This is a genomic window from Micromonospora sp. NPDC047074, assembly GCF_040643815.1.
In the GTDB taxonomy this organism is placed as follows: Bacteria; Actinomycetota; Actinomycetes; order Mycobacteriales; family Micromonosporaceae; genus Micromonospora.
Genome location: NZ_JBEYVB010000039.1, coordinates 47,135 through 63,530 on the forward strand (window position 1 = coordinate 47,135; position 16,396 = coordinate 63,530).

Annotated in this window: 16 protein-coding genes and 1 tRNA gene; 4 read left to right on the forward strand and 13 right to left on the reverse strand. The window is 75.0% G+C overall.

Going from position 1 to position 16,396, the window contains the following annotated elements:
• Positions 1–38 precede the first annotated feature (38 nt).
• From ABZ809_RS29145 to ABZ809_RS29155, 3 genes are all read right to left on the reverse strand, one after another.
• Entirely contained in the window at positions 39–500 is a 462-nt protein-coding gene (locus ABZ809_RS29145) for a MarR family transcriptional regulator (protein ID WP_357565822.1), read from the reverse strand.
• Between the two features lie 53 nt (positions 501–553).
• The gene (locus tag ABZ809_RS29150; protein WP_357565823.1) at positions 554–1,732 is read right to left on the reverse strand and encodes a PP2C family protein-serine/threonine phosphatase; all 1,179 of its coding nucleotides are present in this window, start codon (positions 1,730–1,732) and stop codon (positions 554–556) included.
• A gap of 151 nt (positions 1,733–1,883) precedes the next feature.
• Positions 1,884–2,630, reverse strand: a complete 747-nt coding sequence (locus tag ABZ809_RS29155) for an SAM-dependent methyltransferase (protein ID WP_357565824.1) — start codon at positions 2,628–2,630, stop codon at positions 1,884–1,886.
• A gap of 119 nt (positions 2,631–2,749) precedes the next feature.
• Between ABZ809_RS29155 and ABZ809_RS29160 the strand changes: the two genes are divergently transcribed.
• The 3 genes from ABZ809_RS29160 (at position 2,750) to ABZ809_RS29170 (ending at position 4,443) form a co-directional block, all read left to right on the forward strand.
• On the forward strand, positions 2,750–3,631 hold the full coding sequence (locus ABZ809_RS29160) for a universal stress protein (RefSeq protein WP_357565825.1): 882 nt from the start codon (positions 2,750–2,752) through the stop codon (positions 3,629–3,631).
• A gap of 126 nt (positions 3,632–3,757) precedes the next feature.
• A complete protein-coding gene (locus ABZ809_RS29165) occupies positions 3,758–3,970 on the forward strand; it encodes a phosphatidylethanolamine-binding protein (protein WP_091106963.1) in 213 nt (70 codons plus the stop codon).
• Positions 3,967–4,443, forward strand: coding sequence for a hypothetical protein (locus ABZ809_RS29170; protein WP_357565826.1), 477 nt, complete (start codon positions 3,967–3,969; stop codon positions 4,441–4,443). The genes ABZ809_RS29165 and ABZ809_RS29170 overlap by 4 nt, the downstream gene beginning before the upstream one ends.
• Here the strand turns inward: ABZ809_RS29170 and ABZ809_RS29175 are convergent.
• Positions 4,440–4,643 (reverse strand): hypothetical protein, encoded by a 204-nt coding sequence (locus ABZ809_RS29175; protein ID WP_357565827.1) that lies wholly within the window; start codon positions 4,641–4,643, stop codon positions 4,440–4,442. The two genes, ABZ809_RS29170 and ABZ809_RS29175, sit on opposite strands and share 4 nt — an antisense overlap.
• A gap of 120 nt (positions 4,644–4,763) precedes the next feature.
• Between ABZ809_RS29175 and ABZ809_RS29180 the strand changes: the two genes are divergently transcribed.
• Positions 4,764–5,414, forward strand: coding sequence for a hypothetical protein (locus ABZ809_RS29180; protein WP_357565828.1), 651 nt, complete (start codon positions 4,764–4,766; stop codon positions 5,412–5,414).
• 7 nt (positions 5,415–5,421) lie between these two features.
• On the opposite strand, the gene ABZ809_RS29185 is transcribed toward ABZ809_RS29180, so the two are convergent.
• The 9 genes from ABZ809_RS29185 to fdh all read right to left on the reverse strand — a co-directional run bounded on the left by ABZ809_RS29185 (position 5,422) and on the right by fdh (position 15,697).
• Complete coding sequence (locus ABZ809_RS29185) at positions 5,422–5,592, reverse strand: hypothetical protein (protein WP_357565829.1); 171 nt, start codon at positions 5,590–5,592, stop codon at positions 5,422–5,424.
• Between the two features lie 79 nt (positions 5,593–5,671).
• Entirely contained in the window at positions 5,672–6,952 is a 1,281-nt protein-coding gene (locus ABZ809_RS29190; RefSeq protein ID WP_357565830.1) for a hemolysin family protein, read from the reverse strand.
• A 1-nt stretch (position 6,953) separates the two neighbouring features.
• A complete protein-coding gene (locus ABZ809_RS29195) occupies positions 6,954–7,151 on the reverse strand; it encodes a hypothetical protein (RefSeq protein WP_350687479.1) in 198 nt (65 codons plus the stop codon).
• Positions 7,152–7,191: 40 nt separating this feature from the next.
• Positions 7,192–8,955: a selenocysteine-specific translation elongation factor gene (selB, locus tag ABZ809_RS29200; RefSeq protein WP_357565831.1), complete on the reverse strand. Its 1,764-nt coding sequence runs from the start codon at positions 8,953–8,955 to the stop codon at positions 7,192–7,194.
• A gap of 2 nt (positions 8,956–8,957) precedes the next feature.
• On the reverse strand, positions 8,958–10,262 hold the full coding sequence (gene selA / locus ABZ809_RS29205; RefSeq protein ID WP_357565832.1) for an L-seryl-tRNA(Sec) selenium transferase: 1,305 nt from the start codon (positions 10,260–10,262) through the stop codon (positions 8,958–8,960).
• A gap of 19 nt (positions 10,263–10,281) precedes the next feature.
• Positions 10,282–10,377, reverse strand: a tRNA-Sec gene (locus ABZ809_RS29210).
• Between the two features lie 46 nt (positions 10,378–10,423).
• The gene (gene nrfD / locus ABZ809_RS29215) at positions 10,424–11,503 is read right to left on the reverse strand and encodes an NrfD/PsrC family molybdoenzyme membrane anchor subunit (protein WP_357565833.1); all 1,080 of its coding nucleotides are present in this window, start codon (positions 11,501–11,503) and stop codon (positions 10,424–10,426) included.
• Entirely contained in the window at positions 11,500–12,411 is a 912-nt protein-coding gene (locus tag ABZ809_RS29220; RefSeq protein WP_357565834.1) for a 4Fe-4S dicluster domain-containing protein, read from the reverse strand. Before ABZ809_RS29220 ends, nrfD begins: the two co-directional genes overlap by 4 nt.
• Positions 12,401–15,697: a formate dehydrogenase gene (fdh, locus tag ABZ809_RS29225; protein ID WP_357565835.1), complete on the reverse strand. Its 3,297-nt coding sequence runs from the start codon at positions 15,695–15,697 to the stop codon at positions 12,401–12,403. The genes ABZ809_RS29220 and fdh overlap by 11 nt, the downstream gene beginning before the upstream one ends.
• Between the last annotated feature and the right edge of the window lie 699 nt (positions 15,698–16,396).

The window sequence follows — 16,396 nt, forward strand, 5'->3', positions numbered from 1 at the left end:
GGTCGGTCGGGCGACGGTGCGGACAGGGCAAGACCGGGTCAGGCGGTGCGTGCCGAGGAGTCCGTCTGGGCCTCGGCCGTCGCGGCCCGCTCGAAGGCCAGCAACGCCAGCAGCAGCTCGTGCTGGACCCGCCCGGGCATCCGGTCCAGCACGGCCTGCACCGCCTGGTGCCGACGCCGCTCCAGATCGTGCAGGAGCGCCTCGGCGGCAGCCGTCGGCACCAGGCGCACCTCCCGGCGGTCGCGCGGGTCGGAGACCCGGCGCAGCAGGCCGGTCGCCTCCAACCGGTCGCACAGCCGGCTCGCCGAGGACGGCACGACGTCCAGCAGCTCCGCCAGGCCGTTGACGTTGGTCTCCGGCCGGCCGCTGATCAACGACAGGACGCGCAACTGGGTCGGCGACACGGCCGTCCGGTGTCGGGACACCGCCGAGTCGAGCACACCGACGAGCGTCTCCGCGGCAGCATCGATCGCCGCGGCGAGATTCGGAGGTCGTTCCACCCGGCGTCCCCTGCGATCGGCCCACTCGTGCCCCGCCGTTTTCGCGACGGTTCTCACCCGTCGCCCCCGCTGGCGGAACCACGCCAGTCCACACAGACGACGACCGCGTCGTCACTGAAGTCCGCGTCCGCGTGCCAGGCGTGCAGTTCGCGCATCACCGTACCAACCGCCTCCGCCGGCGGTTGCAACCGTGTGGACCGCATGGCCCGCGCCATCACCCGTTCGCCGTACGCCCCCCGGTCACCGGGGTCCGCGGCCCACACCCCGTCGCTGACCACGAAGAGCCGGTCCCCCGGCTCCAGGTCGAACTCCTGGACGTCGTAACGGGCCTCGGCGAACATGCCCAACGGCAACTGCTGTTCGAGGTGGATGGGCGTGACCGTGCCGCCGCGCAGCCGCAGCAGGTGCGGGGAACCGGCGTCCACCGCCCGCACCCGGCCCGTGACGGTGTCCAGTTCGAGCAGCAGCGTGGCCACGTACCGGCGGCCCCGATGCTGGTAGTAGACCGTGTCGGAGGCGAGTTCCGCCTGCTCGTCGAGGCTGCCACCGGAGCGCCGGGCGTTGCGCAACGCGTTGACCGTGACGGCGGTGAGCAGCGCCGCCGTCAGCCCGATGCCGGCGCCGTTGAGCACCGTCGCGGTGAGCCGGTCACCGTCCAGGGACCAGTCGAAGTGGTCCCCGCCGACCGTGTACGCCGGCTCCAACTGGCCGGCGAGCTCGAACGCGGCGTGACTGACACTCCGGCCCGGCAGCAGTTCCCACTGCATCTCGGCGGCCATGCTGAGCCGTTCCCGCCGGCGGACCCGGCGGTAGCGGTCGGTCTCCCGGTCCGCCGCCCGCAGTACGACGGCCAGTTCGCCGGCGATGTCGGCGGCCCGCTCGACGGTGTCCGGGCCGGGCGGGCCGGGCAGCTCGACGAGGAGCACCCCCAGCCGCTCCCCCCACACCGACAGCGGCAGGTAGAGCCGGCACCTGCCCTCGTCGTCGGCGTCGGTCACCGGTTGCTGGCTGCTGAAGCAGCGCTGCGCCATGCTGTGGCAGGCCAGGAAGCCGGCCCCGGCGAGGTCGGTGTCCAGCACCGGCCACAGCCCGCTGATCCGGTAGTCGGCGATGAACACGTCCGTCCGCGAGGCGCCCAGAATGGACCGGAGGGCCAGGTCCGCCGCCTCCACCACCCGGTCGGGTGGGGCAGAACGAAGCGCACGCGAGACCTGGCCCGGTGCCTCCAACATGTCATCCTCCGGAAAAGCTTGCCGTAGGGCAAGCATCATACGGAGGGCCTCTCCCCGACGGGCGGGCGGGCGCGCCTGTCGGGGGCACCCCGGCGCGCCGCGCCCCGTCCGGGCGCGGCCGTGCTGGCAGTGCGGTTGGTGGGCGGGCCGGTCAGTCCGCCGCGCGGACGGCGACCGCGCCGTGGAAGGCGTCCGGCACCCGCGCCGGCGGGCCGTCCGGACGCCACGCCGCGATCGGCACGATGCCGTCGTCGGTGGGGGTCCAGCGGCCCAGCAGCGGCGCGAACGCGGCCGGCGGGCGCATCCGGAACGCCGGGCCCATCATCGCGAGGGCCTCCGGATGGCCGGCCAGCTCCTCGGTGTCGAAGTCGATCGCGAGCAGGCTGCCCGGGGCCGTCGCCCCGTAGAGCTCGTCGAGGGTGCGGGCGAGCGTCTCGTCGTCCAGGAACGCGGCCAGGCCGAGGAAGACCACTCCGACGGGCCGCCTCCCCCACCCCGGCACGAAGCGGTGCAACTGGGCACGGTCGATCGTGCCCACGTCGGTGGCGTCGCCGTAGCCGTAGCCCGCCCGGTCGCTGTCGGCGAGCAGCCCCTGACCGAGGCGGATGGTGACCGGGTCGACGTCGGTGTAGAGCACCGTGGCCTCCGGGGCGGCCTCGTGCACGTTGCCCATCGTGGGCACCCCGGCACCGAAGACGAGGAAGCTGTCCAGCCCCTGCGCGGCCATGGCCCGGACCGCCCGGCCGAGGAACGCACGCAACTCGCGGAAGACCGGCGCGCACGGCCCGTACGCCTGCTCGAAGGCGCGGGCCGCCGCCACGTCGACCGGGAAGTGATGCTGCCCGCCGAGCCAGAAGTCGATCATTCGCGCGGTGCTCGGCTGGTCCGGCTCAACCATCGACGACGCTCCTCCCCGGTGGCCGTGCACAGCGTACCCACAGGTCGGGCTGGGCGGTATCGGCCCGCCGACAGCCGACCGGCCGCGATACTGGCCCGGGGACCGGCGGGAGGTGGGCGGTGAACTCGGCGAACGGTGCGGCGGTGGTCGTCGGCGTCGACGGCTCGGAGTCGTCCCTGCGCGCCGTACGGCTCGCCGCCGTCGAGGCGGCCCACCGCAACCGGCCACTACGGATCGTGCACGGCTTCATCTGGCCCCTGCTGCGCGTCCCGGTGAACGCGCCCGCCGGCGGCCCACCCGGCGCCGGCCTGCGGCACCAGGCGGAACAGGTCGTCACCGAAGCGGCCGCCGAGGCCGAGGCGACCGTGCCCGGGCTCCGGATCTCCGGCGAGATCATCGACGGGGAGGCCGCCGCGGTGCTGCTCGGCGAGGCGCCGGCCGCCGCGATGATCGTGCTCGGCGACCGGGGGCTCGGCGGCTTCTCCGCCCTGGTCGTCGGCTCCGTCGCGGTCCAGGTCGCCGTGCACGCCGACTGTCCGGTGCTGGTCGCCCGGGGCACCGACCGCGCGGACGGGCCCGTGGTGGTCGGGGTCGACGGCTCCGAGGCGGCCCGGCTCGCCGCGGAGTTCGCCATCGAGGCGGCGTCGGTGCGTGGCGCGCCGCTGGTCGCGCTGCACGCCTACCAGCATCCGGCCTCCACGGGGCCGGGCGACATGCAACCGCTGGTGCACGACGAGGGCGAGCTGCGCTCCGAAGAGGAGCGGGTGGTGGCCGAGTCGACGGCCGGGCTCGGCGAGCGGTGGCCCGACGTGCCGGTCCGCCGGGAGACCACGCGGGGCCGCCCCACCACCGTGCTCGCCGAGGCGTCCCGTCGGGCGCGGCTGCTGGTGGTCGGCCGGGAGGGGCGCGGCGAGCTGACCGGGCTGCTGCTGGGCTCGGTGAGCCAGTCGTTGCTGCACCACGCCGACTGCCTGGTCGCCGTGATCCGCGCGCCACGCTGAACCCCACCACGGTCGGGCGCTGCGCGCCGAGCGCGCCCTGCAGGCGCTGCGCCCTGGGTTGGCCCCCGCGCAGACGGGTAGACGACCGCGGTACGCCAACGGCGACGACGACCGGAGGAGGCAGCGATGCCAGGACCACGGCCGGGCAGCAACGCGTACGACAAGCAGCGGGCACGCATCCGGGACGCGATCGACGATTCGGGACGGCGCGTGCCGGACGACAAGGCGAACGACGTCGCCAACCGGATCCTGCAGTCCGACCGCGGGCAGCGGGGGGTCGTCCGGGGCGAGCGGGTCTACGGGCCCAAGGGCGAGCGCGAACCGGGCGACCCGAAGTGAGGGCGGCGGGCCTGGCCGACGGGGCGATCGCCGGCGCGGTCGGCAGCACCGCCCTCAACGTGGTCAGCTACCTGGACATGGTGGTCCGCGCGCGACCGGCGAGCAGCACCCCGGAGGAGAGCGCCCGCCGGCTCGCCGGAGTGGCACACGTGGACCTGGGGTCCGGGGACCGGGCGGCCAACCGCCGCTCGGGCCTCGGGCCCCTGCTCGGCTACGGGATCGGTGTCGCGGCGGGGGTCGGGTACGCCCTGCTCGCCCGGGGACGCCGGATGCCGCTGGCACTGGCCGCCGGCGTCCTCGGCGGTGGGGTGATGACGATGTCCGACGGGTCGATGACCCTGCTCGGGGTGACCGATCCCCGTACCTGGCGCCGCACCGACTGGATAGCCGATCTGGTGCCGCACCTCGCGTACGGCGTGGCGGCCGCAGCCACCTGGAACCGGCTGCGGCCGCCCACCTCGGGCCGGGGCTAGCGGCGGACGCTCTCGTCCTCGGCGACCGGCTCCGTGGCGGGGCCGTACGGGGACACCTGACCCCGCGGCACCGGCCGTCCCTCGTCGCCCCGCGACGAGGGACGGTTACGCGGGTGGCCGCCGGGGTTGGGGCCCTTGCTGTCCTGGCTGGTGGCGCCCCTGTCGTTGCGCCGGAACTCCTCCTGCTGCGGGTTCACCACGGGTCTCTCCTTCCGGGGTTCGACCGTGTCCCCCGGCGGTTACCCGCCCGCCCCGGCGGCATACCCGGCGGGGCGACCGGTCGCAGGGCTAGCCGGGCGCGGGGTGGGTACACCCGGAGGATGGGCGACGACCGGAAGGTGGCACGGGTCCTGCTGGACCGGCGGGGCCGCACGTACGCCGAGGAGGCGGGCATCCGCCTCGCCGACCGGCCGGCCCCGCTCTACCAGTTGCTGGTGCTCGCCACGTTGCTGAGCACCCGGATCCGGGCCCGGGTGGCCGTGGCCGCCGCCCGGGAGCTGTTCACCGCCGGCTACCGGACACCGCAGGCGATGGAGGCGGCGAGCTGGCAGGACCGCGTCGACGCGCTGGGCCGGGGCCACTACCGCCGCTACGACGAGCGGACCTCGACGATGCTCGGTACCGGGGCCCGGCTGTGCCTGGACCGCTGGCGCGGCGACCTGCGCCGGCTGCACCGCGACGTCGGGGGTGAGCCGGCCGGGCTGCGCCGGCTGCTGACGGAGTTCCCCGGCATCGGCCCCACCGGCGCCGACATCTTCCTGCGCGAGGCGCAGGTGGTCTGGCAGGACCTGCGCCCGTACGCCGACCGCCGGGCCCTGGCCGGCGCGAAGCGCCTCGGCCTGCCCGACTCGGCGGACCGGCTGGCCGGGCTGGTCGCCCCGGCCGACTTCGGGCGACTCGCCTCGGCGCTGGTCCGGGTGGCACTCGGCGAGGAGTCCGCCGGTGAGGTGACCCGGGCCGCCGGGGCGTGACGCGAGGCTACTTGACCGTCTTGTCGCCCGGCTTGGTCAGGTGCCACACCAGCAGCGCCGCCAGCAGCGCGAGCACGACGAGCCCGCCCGACACGCCACGGCCGTCCTCCTCGCTGCGGCCCTGGGTGCCGAAGTAGATCACCGCGAGCCCCGCCAGCACGGTGACGAACGTGCGCATCCCTCGGTCCTTCACGCACCAGACGGTATGTCCGGTCCGGGGGATTGTTAGCTGTTTCATCAGTTTTCCCTCGACCGGGTCAGGGCCCGGCGGAGAAACCGCGCAGCCGGACCCGGCGGATCGTCCGGCCGGACACCTCCACCACCTGGACCGTCAGCCCCGGCAGGTGCACGGTCTCCCCAGGGCTCGCCGGCAGGTGCCCCAGGCCGGCCAGGACCAGCCCGGCCACCGTCGTGTACTCCCGGGACGGCCGGAAGTGCAGGCGTACCCCGACGTCGGGCAGGTCGTGCAGCGGGAAGTCGCCCGGCAGCAGGAGCGAACCGTCCGGTTCCCGGGTCACCCCGGTGATGTCCCGGTCGGTCTCGTCGTACAGCTCCCCGACGACCTCCGCCAGCAGGTCCTCCATGGTCACCATCCCGTCGACCCCGCCGTGCTCGTCGACGACCAGGGCCAACTGCTGGTGGCACGACCGCAGCCGGCGCAACGCCTCGGACACCGGCAGGGTGCCGGGCAGCAGCACCGGCGGGCGGATCCGGTCACCGACCGTCGCCGTCGCCGCCTCGACGAGGTCGCGGATGTGCACCACCCCGCGTACCTCGTCGAGGCCGTTCCCCGGTCCGACGACCGGCGCCCGCGAGCGGCCGGCCGCGGCGAGCCGGCGCAGCCCTTCGGCGGCCGGCAGCGTCGCGGGAAGCACCGTCACCTCCAGCCGGGGCACCAGGATCTCCCGCAGGGTCCGGCCGGCGATGTCGAACGCGCCGGTGAGGATCTCCCGCTGCTGCGCCGACAGGCCCCGCTGGCTGACCAGCATCTCCCGCAGCTCGTCCTCGGTCATCTCCGTCCGGCTGGCCCGCGGGTCGCCGCCGGCCAGCCGGACCACCACGTCGGTGGCCTGGCTGAGCAGCCAGACCGCCGGGCGGGACAGCCGGGCCAGCAGGTCCAGCGGGCCGGCGCTGAGCAACCCCCAGCGTTCCGCGCGCTGCATCGCCAGCCGCTTGGGCGCCAACTCGCCGACGACCAGGGTGACGAACGTGAGCAGCACGGTGACCAGCACGATCGCCGCGCCGCGCGCGGCCCCGCCGAGGAACCCCAGCGGCCCGACCAACGGCTGGGCCAGGGACACCGCGGCGGCGGCGGAGGCGAGGAACCCGGCGAGGGTGATGCCCAGCTGGATGGTGGCCAGGTACCGGTTGGGGTCGCGGACCAGCCGGGCCAGCCGCTCCCCCGACCGGCTGCGCCGGCCCAACTGCCGCACCTGCCCCTCACGCAACGTCACCAGCGCCATCTCGCTGCCCGACAGGGCGGCGTTGACGAGCACCAGTACCGCCACCAGGGCGAGCTGCCCGACGTGCCCGCCCATGTCAGTCGACCTCCAGGTCGTCGAGGGAGATCTTGTGCGTCATCAGCCACCGGGCCAGGGCCGACATCCCGAACAGCCACAGCGGCGCGGACTCGGTGGTGCCGTTGGTGGCGAATATCGCGAAGCGCAGGTCCGGCGCCCGGTACGCCTCGATCCGCCACTTGTGCTGCTTGTCCCGCCAGACCGCGGAAGGGTCCATGGCGTCACGCTAGGCGACCACCGGCACCGCCGGGGCGGCTTCAGGACCGGGCGGTGACCACGATCCGGGCGTCGTCGGGCAGCCGCCGCGTGACGCCGCGCCGGTCCAGCAGCTCCAGCAGTGGCACCGCGACCCGCCGGGTGGTGTCCAGCGCCCGCCGGGCGGCGCTGAGCGTGAACGGCTGCGGCAGCCCGGCCAGCACCCGCGCGGCGTGGTCGGCCGCGCCGGGCAGCAGCACCACGTTCCCGGTGAGCCGCAGCAGCGCCCCAGCGCGGACGGCCGCGCCGATCTCCCGGGGCCCGAGCCCCAGGTCGGCGAGGTCCTCCGCCTCCGGTGCCCGGAACGGGCGGTCGGCGTAGTCGGCGCGGATCCGGGCCACGGCCCGGGCCACCGGTTCCGGCAGCGCGTCGGCCGCCGACGCGGTGACCCGCCCGGCGTGCAGCCGCAGCGGCGGTCGCACCAGTGCCTCGACCAGCGCCCGGTCGGGCAGGCTCAGCCGCTGCCGGAGCAGCTCGACCGGCGCCCCGGCGTCCAGCGGATGCTCCCGGGCGTGCCGGGCGACCTCCTCGGCCAGCCGGGCGGCCAGGCCCCGCCAGTGCTCCGGGTCGGCCAGCCAGTCGCCGGCGACCGGCCGGCCGGTGACCTCGACGCCGAAGCGGACCAGGTCGGCGGCCCGGGCCAGTCGCCGCCGGCGCAGTTCGTCGGTCAGGTCGGGGCGGCCGTCCACCGTCGCCAGCACGGCCGCGCGGGCGGCCGCCGCGCCCCGGCGGGTCAGCGGCGGCGGCGCCACGTCCAGCACGGTCACCCCGCCGGCGACGTGGTGCCGGCCCGGGTCGCGCAGCAGCGCCCGGTCGCCGACCACCAGCGGCAACGGCCGGGCCAGCCGCAGCCGCACGGTGTCCGGACCGAGCGGCCGGACCCGGGCCGGCACCGCCGCCGAGCCGATGTGCAGGGTGAGGGTGGCCGGCAGGTCACCGGCGGGGTCGCCGGCCAGCCGGACGTCCAGCAGGTCCGTGCGGTGGAACCGCCCGGGAGTGAGCAGCGCGTCGCCGCGCCCCAGGCGGTCCCGGGGCGTACCGCGCAGGTTCACCGCCACCCGGGCCACCGAGGCGACGTCGGGCCGCGCCGCGCCGAGGGACTGGAGGCCACGCACCCGGACCGGTTCCGCGCTGGAGGCGAGTTCCAGCTCGTCACCCACCCGCAGCCGGCCGGCGCCGAGGGTGCCGGTGACCACCGTGCCGGCGCCCCGGACCGTGAAGGCGCGGTCCACCCACAGCCGCACCGGGGCGTCGGCGCGCGGGGCGGGCAGCCGGGCGGCGAGCCGGTCCAGGGCCGCCCGTAGCTGCGGCAGCCCGTCGCCGGTCGACCCGCTCACGGCGACCGCGTCGACCGCGCCGAGGGAGGTCGCGGCCAGCTCCGCCCGGGCCTGGGCCGTCGCCGGCCCCGGGTCCGCCAGGTCCGCCCGGGTCACCACCAGCAGGCCGTACGACACCCCGAGCGCGTCCAGCGCGGCCAGGTGCTCGGCCGACTGCGGCATCCAGCCCTCGTCGGCGGCGACCACCACCAGCGCGGCGGGCACCGGGCCGACGCCGGCGAGCATGTTCGGCACGAACCGCTCGTGCCCCGGCACGTCGACGAACGCGACCGTCGCGCCGGAGGGCAGCGGCGCCCAGGCGAAACCGAGGTCGATGGTCATGCCCCGGCGGCGTTCCTCGGCCCACCGGTCGGGTTCCATCCCGGTCAGCGCCCGGACCAGGGTCGACTTGCCGTGGTCGACGTGCCCGGCCGTCGCCACCACGAGCACGGTCAGCCCTCCCCGGGCACGCGCAGCACGGCGGCACGCAGCGCCGCGTCGGCGTCGGCGGGTACGCAGCGCAGGTCCAGCAGCAGCCGGCCCCGCACGACCCGGCCGAGCACCGGCGGGTCGCCGACGCGCAGCGGCAGCGCGTACCGCTCGGGCAGGTCGAGCGCCCACGAGTCCAGCTCGACCCCCGGTGCCCCGCCGCCGCCGACGACCGCGCCGGTGGGCACCACCTGCGCCTTGCACCCGTCGCCGGCGAGGGCGTCGCGCAGCCGTTCCGTCCGTGCGCGCAGCGCACCCGCGTCGGCGTGCAGCGCGGCCCGGGTGGGGGTGAGCGGGTCGGCGAGGGTCGCGGCGAGCGCCGCGAGGGTCAGCTTGTCCACCCGCAGCGCCCGGGCCAGCGGGTGCCGGCGCAACCGCTCGACCAGGTCGGCGGCACCGAGCAGCAGGCCCGCCTGCGGCCCGCCCAGCAGCTTGTCGCCGCTGGCCGTGACCAGTGCCGCCCCGGCCCGCAGGGTGCCGGCGGCGTCCGGTTCGGCCGGCAGCAGCGGGTCCGGGGCGAGCAGCCCGGAGCCGATGTCGGCGACCACGGGCACGCCGAGGGTGGCCAACCGCCGCACGGGCACCGCCGAGGTGAAGCCGGTGACCTGGAAGTTCGACGGGTGCACCTTGAGCACGAAGCCGGTCCGGGGACCGACCGCGGCGGCGTAGTCGTCGAGGGTGGTGCGGTTGGTGGTGCCCACCTCGCGCAGCCGGGCGCCGGTGCTCTCCAGCAGGTCGGGCAGGCGGAACCCGTCGCCGATCTCCACCAGCTCGCCCCGGCTGACCACGATCTCGGCGTCGGCGGCCAGCACCGTGGCGGCCAGCACCAGCGCGGCGGCGCCGTTGTTGACCACGTGCACCGCGCCCGCGTCGGGCACCGCGGCCGCGAGGGCGTCGAGGGCGTCGCGGCCCCGGCGGGCCCGCCGCCCGGTGCGCAGGTCCAACTCGACGTCGGTGTGCCCGGCGGCGGCGGTGACGGCGGCGACGGCGGCGGGCGACAGCGCGGCCCGACCCAGGTTGGTGTGCAGCACCACCCCGGTGGCGTTGAGCACGGCCCGGGGCGCCGGCCCGGGCAGGGCGGCGAGGACGTCGTCGCGTACCGCCTCGGGGGTGATCTCGCCCCGGCGGGCGCGCTCCTGCGCGCGGCGGACGGCGGCCTTCACCCGCGCCCGGCCCAGGGTGGCCGCCGCGGCGGCCACCCTGGGGTCGTCGAGCAGCGCGTCGGTGCGCGGCACCCGCCGGCGCGGATCGTCCGCGACGTCCCCCATCGTTTCCTCTTCCGCCGTGTGGCGGAGGCGGACGGGAATCGAACCCGCCTGGCCCGGGTCCCGGGCCACACCGGTTTTGAAGACCGGGAGGGGCACCAGCCGCCTGAACGCCTCCACGCAGCAGTGAACCACAGCCCCGCCGGGGCCGTGCCGGCGAGGCGTCAGCCCTCGGCGGCGCGGCGCCGCTCGAGGCGTTCCCGCTGCGGCAGCACCGTGTACTTCGGATCCTTCGCCGAGGCCACGCCGCCGTGGAAGATGCCGAACCGGGTCGCCACCGACGCGCCCAGCAGGGCCGCCCCGGACACCGCGGACAGCGTCCGGCTGCGCCGGCCCAGCAGCGCCCCGGCCACCCCCAGCGCGGTCAGCGCCCGCCCGGCGCGCAGCAGCCGACCGGCGGACCCGACCCGGTAGGGCTCGCTGAGCAGCCCGAGCCGGGTCTCCACCCGGTGCGCGCCGTACAGCTCCAGGGCCGCGCCCGCGACCGCCATCCGCCGGGCCGGGCCCGCCTGCCGAGTGGGCGCGGCGATCAGGCCGACGCCGGCGCCGCTGGCCAGCGCGCTGCCCGCGAAGATGACAGGCAGTTCCGGGTACGCCTCGTGCCACGACGGCACCGCCGTGTCCGCGAGCAGCACTCCCGTGTACGTGGCCAGCGCCGGCGCGGTCACCGCGGCGGCCAGCCCGGCGGCGTGCCCCACCGGCGGCGCCACCCGGCGGACGAGCCCGGGCAGGCCCCGCCGCGGCAGCACCGCCGCCCCCTCGGCAACCGCCGCGATCCCGGCGACGGGGCCGAACGCGCCGAGGATCCAGGTGCCCACGGACATCGGCGAGGTCGGCTTCGCCACCCGCAGCATGTGGTGGAAGCGGGCGGGCCGCCCCAGGTCCTTGATCAGGAAGACGGTGCTGGCGGTGACCGCCGCCAGCGAGGTGACCCGGCCGGCCCGGCGCAACGCGGGGCGCCCCGTCAGCTGCCCGCCCGCCGCGAGCAGCGACGAACCGGCGGCCAGCCCACCGGTGAACAGGTACGCGGCGATGTCCCACTTCCAGACCGGCGCCTTGAGGATCGGCCGGCCGTAGTAGGAGGTGAACTCGGCCTCCGGGACCCTCAACTCCTCGCCGCCGCGCCGCCTCCGCCCACCCCTGCCGGTCCTGGGCGACCCGGCCGGGCCGGCGGCGGGGGTGCCCGCGTCGAGACGGTCACGGAAACGGCGGAACCGGTCGCCGACCGGGCGGCCCGTGCTCACGAGGAACCTCCGACGAACGCGGCGACGGCAGCCGCCGCCATCGCCAGGGCGGCCAGGCCCGCCCGCTTCCACATCTTCGGCAGGTCCCGGGTGGTGACCACCGGGTCCGGGGGCAGGCCATACACCTCGGGCTCGTCGAGCAGCAGGAAGAACGCGCCGTCGCCGCCGACCCCGTCGTCCGGGTCGTGCCCGTAGAGCCGCGCCTCGGGTACCCCCCGCCCGTGCAGCGTCGCCACCCGGGCCGCGGCCCGCTCCCGCAGCTCGTCGAGGGGGCCGTACTGGATGGACTCGGTCGGGCAGGCCTGCGCGCAGGCCGGGGTCTGCCCGGCGCCGATCCGGTCGTAGCACAGCGTGCACTTCCACGCCCGGCCGTCGCCCTTGCGCTGGTCGATGACGCCGTACGGGCAGGCCGAGATGCAGTAGCCGCAGCCGTTGCAGATGTCCTCCTGCACCACCACCGTGCCGAACTCGGTGCGGAACAGGGAGCCGGTCGGGCAGACGTCGAGGCACGCCGCGTGGGTGCAGTGCTTGCAGACGTCGGACATCATCAGCCACCGGAAGTCCGTACGCCCCTCCGCGCCGCTCTCGCGCCCCGGCGGCTGCGATCCGGGCATGCCCAGGAACTCCGCGCCGGTGGCGCCGCGCCCGGCCGGACGGGGCTGCTCGACGAACGCCACGTGCCGCCACGAGTTCGCGGTCAGCGCGCCGGTGTTGTCGTACGACATGCCGAGCAGGTCCAGCCCCGAGCCGGGAACGTCGTTCCACTCCTTGCAGGCCACCTCGCACGCCTTGCAGCCGATGCAGACGCTGGTGTCGGTGAAGAAGCCCATCCGGGGCGGTGCGCCCGTCCAACCCGCCTCGGGGGCGGGATCCAGCGGCCCCGACAGGCTGTTCGGGTCAGGAAGCATCGCGGTCCTTTCCGGCACCGTCGACGGGAGGCGGCGGGACCGCCCCGGGGGTGAGCGTCGGAGCCGGACGGCCGGGGACGATGCCCGCCCGCCGCTGGTAGTCGGCCACCATGTCCAGCAGGGCCGCTCCGGTGGGCCGCCGCCCCGGACGCACGTCACAGGTGCCGATCTTGCTCTCCTGAATGAGCACGTTCGGGTCCAGGGTGATCCCGAACAGGTCGTTGGCCGAGTCGCCGGTCACCAGGCCCTCGAACCCGAAGTGGTACGGCAGCCACACCTGGTGGATCACCCGGCCGTCCACCCGTAACGGGGTGAGCCGGTCGGTGACCAGCACCTTCGCCTCGATCACCGCCCGGCCGCTGACCAGGTGCGCCCAGCCCAGGTGCGCCAGCCCCACCTCGGCGGCCAGGTCCGGGGACACCTCGACGAACATCTCCGGTTGCAGCTCGGCCAGCGGCCGCACCGTACGGCTCATGCCGCCCGCCGTGTGGTGCTCGGTGAGCCGGCTGACCGTGAACACGTACGGGAAGACCTGGCTGTGCTCCTGCGGCGGGCTCGGGTTCACCGAGTTCACCGGGTGCGCGTACACCTTGCGGGTCGGGTTGGCCTGCTGCCGGTAGAACGGGTTGCGCACCGGCGACTCCGCCGGCTCGTAGTGCGTCGGCAGCGGGCCGTCGAGCACGCCGCTGGGCGCGTACAGCCAGCCCTTGCCGTCGCCCTGCATGACGAACGGGTCGTCGCCGGCGATCCCCTCCGGGCCGGCCGTACCCGCCGGCGGCCGGTACGTCGGCGGCTTGGTCCGCTCGAAGTCCGGCACGTCGTAGCCCGTCCACCGCCCGGCGTCCGGGTCCCACCAGACGTAGCGCTTACGCTCGCTCCAGGGCCGGCCCTGCGGGTCGGCCGAGGCACGGTTGTAGAGGGTGCGCCGGTTCGCCGGCCACGCCCAGCCCCACTCGGCCGCCACCCAGTCCTGCTCGTGCCGGGACCTGCGCCGGGCCGCCTGGTTCACGCCGTCGGCGTACACCCCGGAGTAGATCCAGCAGCCGACGGCCGTCGACCCGTCGTCGCGGGCCTCGGCGAACGCGGACAGCGGGCGACCGGTCGCCACCTCGTACCCGTTGATCTCGCGCAGCACCGCCTCGGCGCTCGGCTCCCCGTGCGGGCCATGCGTCGGATAGTCCCAGGCCAGGTCGAGCAGCGCCCGGTCGCGCGGCAGGTCGGAGCCGGCCAGCTTCTCCCGCAGCCGCAACCCGAGCTGGTGGAAGAACCACAGCTCGGAGCGGGCGTCGCCCGGCGGGTCGACGGCCTTCTCCCGCCACTGCAGCAGCCGCTGCGTCTGGGTGAAGGTGCCCTCCTTCTCCACGTGCGAGGCCGCCGGCAGGAAGAACACCTCCGTCCGGCACTGCTCCGGCACGATCTCGCCGGTGGCCACCTCGGGGCTGTTCCGCCAGAACGTGGCACTCTCGATCATGAACAGGTCGCGGACCACCAGCCAGTCGAGGTTGGCCATGCCGAGCCGCTGCGCCCGCCCGTGCGCCGACCCCACCGCCGGGTTCTGGCCGAGCAGGAAGTAGCCCCGCACCTTCCCGTCGATCATGTTCAGCACCTGCTGGTACGTCCCGTGGTCGCCGGTCAGCCGGGGCAGGTACCCGTAGCAGAAGTCGTTCTCCGGCGTCGCCGCGTCTCCCCAGTACGCCTTGAGCAGGCTGGCCGCATAGGCCCCGGCGTTGCCCCAGAAGCCCTTCCGCCCGGGGTGCCGGATGCCGTCCACCCACCGCTGGAAGGTGGGGTGATCGGCGTGGTGCGGCATCGGCAGGTAACCCGGAAGCAGGTTGAACAACGTCGGGATGTCGGTGGAACCCTGGATGCTGGCGTGCCCGCGCAGGGCCAGGATGCCGCCACCGGGACGGCCCATGTTGCCCAGCAGCAACTGGATGATCGCGCCCGTGCGGATGTACTGCACGCCGGCGCTGTGCTGCGTCCAGCCCACCGAGTAGATCAGCACCCCGGTGCGCTCCCGGCCCGAGTTGGCCGTCCACGCCTCGGCCAGTTCCAGGAACTTCTCCTGGGGAATCCCGCAGACCCGCTCCACCATCTCCGGGGTGTAGCGGGCGAAGTGCCGCTTGAGGATCTGGTAGACGCAGCGCGGATGCCGCAACGTCTCGTCCCGCTCGACCTGCCCGCCGACCTGGGCGCCGTGCGACTCGTGGCGCAGCCCGGCCGCCGTGTCCCGCTCCTGGGCGGTGTGCCCGCTGCCGGAGTCGGACTCGTGGCCCGCGTACTGCCACGAGTCCTGTACGTAGCTGCCGGTCCCGGGGTCGAAGCCGGAGAAGAAGCCGTCGCCGTCCTCGGCGTCGACGAACCGCTCGCTGACGATCGTCGCGGCATTGGTGTAGGCCAGCACGTACTCCCGGAAGTCGAGCTCGTTCTCCAGGATGTACCGCACCACGCCACCGAGCAGCGCGATGTCGGAGCCCGCCCGGATCGGCAGGTAGGTGTCGGCCAACGCGCTGGTACGGGTGAACCGCGGGTCGACGTGGAACACCTTCGCACCACGCCGCTTGGCCTCCATCACCCACTGGAAGCCCACGGGATGGGCCTCGGCCATGTTCGAGCCCTGGATGACGACGACGTCAGCGTTGGCGACGTCCTGCTGGAAGTCCGTCGCACCACCGCGACCGAAGCTGGCCCCCAGACCGGGGACGGTGGCGGAGTGTCAAATACGCGCCTGGTTCTCGATCTGGATGGCCCCCATCGCTGTGAACAGCTTCTTGATGAGGTAGTTCTCCTCGTTGTCCAGCGTCGCCCCGCCCAGGCTGGAGATGCCCAGCGTGCGGTTCAGCGGCCGGCCCTCGGTGTCGACGTCCTCCCAGGTCTCCGCGCGGGCGGCGAGGATCCGGTCGGCGATCATGTCGAGCGCGACGTCGAGATCCAGATCCTCCCACTCGGTGCCGTAGGGCCGCCGGTAACGGACCTTCGTCTGCCGCAGCGGGCTGGTGACGAGGCTCTTGCTGGCCGAGCCCTTCGGGCAGAGCCGGCCCCGGGAGATCGGACTGTCGGGGTCGCCCTCGATCTGGGTGACCTCGTTGTCCTTGACGAAGACCCGCTGGCCGCAACCGACCGCGCAGTAGGGGCAGACCGAGCGGGCCACGCTGTCGGCCGTCTCGGTGCGCGCCGTCAACTCCGCCGAGCGGGTCGACTGCGCGGCGGCCCCCCGGCCCAGCGGGTCGGTGCCGGTGAGCTGCCGGTAGACCGGCCAACCCTGGATGAAGGTCCGCAGTCCCACGCGCGACACCCCTCCCCGACCCACCCGACGCCGACTCCTCGAACACTAGGCCAGGCCACGCGGGTACGCGACACGGGCCACCGATCTCCACTCCGATGGTCGCCGTCCGCGTCCCGCGTCGGGGAGCTGATCGGCTGCCCGGCGGAGACGACGGTGCCGTGCCGGGGCGGGCGCGAAGACAGCGTCACCCCCGGGCCCGGAGGCTCGGGGGTGACGCCGGTGTCGGTGTGCAGGTCGCCTCTCGGCGAGTGGCACGACGCGGCTCCAGCCGGACGGTATTCCGCGAAGGCGATGAGGTGAGGCCCGGGGACACTGGACACACCGACACCTCATTCAACCAGCCGAGAGGCGGCGATGTTCCCTCCGGCGGTCGGTTCGTGCCGATCCGACGTCAGCCAGGTGGTCCTGCGCCCGCTCCCAATGTGCGGAACGCGCCATCGGCGTAGGCGGCTGCCGCCCTCACACGCGGATCTTGGACAGTTGCCGTTCGGCCCGAACGGCAACTGTCCAAGATTTGGTGACGGGGATGCCCTCGATGTGCCGCTGGCCGGCACCGATGTGCTCGGTGCCGGCCGGCGGTCCCCCTTGTGGTGGAAAGTCTTCAGGGTCAGCTGTTCCAGTGCTCGGTGACGAGGTCGGCGGCCTGCTGCTCCCACTGGGCGTAGTGGTCGGGGTACGCCGACACCTGCACCGTCTGCG

Bases quoted from the DNA above. Each gene is read 5' to 3' on its own strand.
- ABZ809_RS29155 (WP_357565824.1), bottom strand. From the start codon at position 2,630: ATGGTTGAGCCGGACCAGCCGAGCACCGCGCGAATGATCGACTTCTGG.
- ABZ809_RS29150 (WP_357565823.1), bottom strand. From the start codon at position 1,732: ATGTTGGAGGCACCGGGCCAGGTCTCGCGTGCGCTTCGTTCTGCCCCA.
- ABZ809_RS29195 (WP_350687479.1), bottom strand. From the start codon at position 7,151: ATGGACCCTTCCGCGGTCTGGCGGGACAAGCAGCACAAGTGGCGGATC.
- ABZ809_RS29220 (WP_357565834.1), bottom strand. From the start codon at position 12,411: ATGCTTCCTGACCCGAACAGCCTGTCGGGGCCGCTGGATCCCGCCCCC.
- ABZ809_RS29180 (WP_357565828.1), top strand. From the start codon at position 4,764: ATGGGCGACGACCGGAAGGTGGCACGGGTCCTGCTGGACCGGCGGGGC.
- ABZ809_RS29190 (WP_357565830.1), bottom strand. From the start codon at position 6,952: ATGGGCGGGCACGTCGGGCAGCTCGCCCTGGTGGCGGTACTGGTGCTC.
- ABZ809_RS29165 (WP_091106963.1), top strand. From the start codon at position 3,758: ATGCCAGGACCACGGCCGGGCAGCAACGCGTACGACAAGCAGCGGGCA.
- selA (WP_357565832.1), bottom strand. From the start codon at position 10,262: ATGGGGGACGTCGCGGACGATCCGCGCCGGCGGGTGCCGCGCACCGAC.
- ABZ809_RS29185 (WP_357565829.1), bottom strand. From the start codon at position 5,592: ATGCGCACGTTCGTCACCGTGCTGGCGGGGCTCGCGGTGATCTACTTC.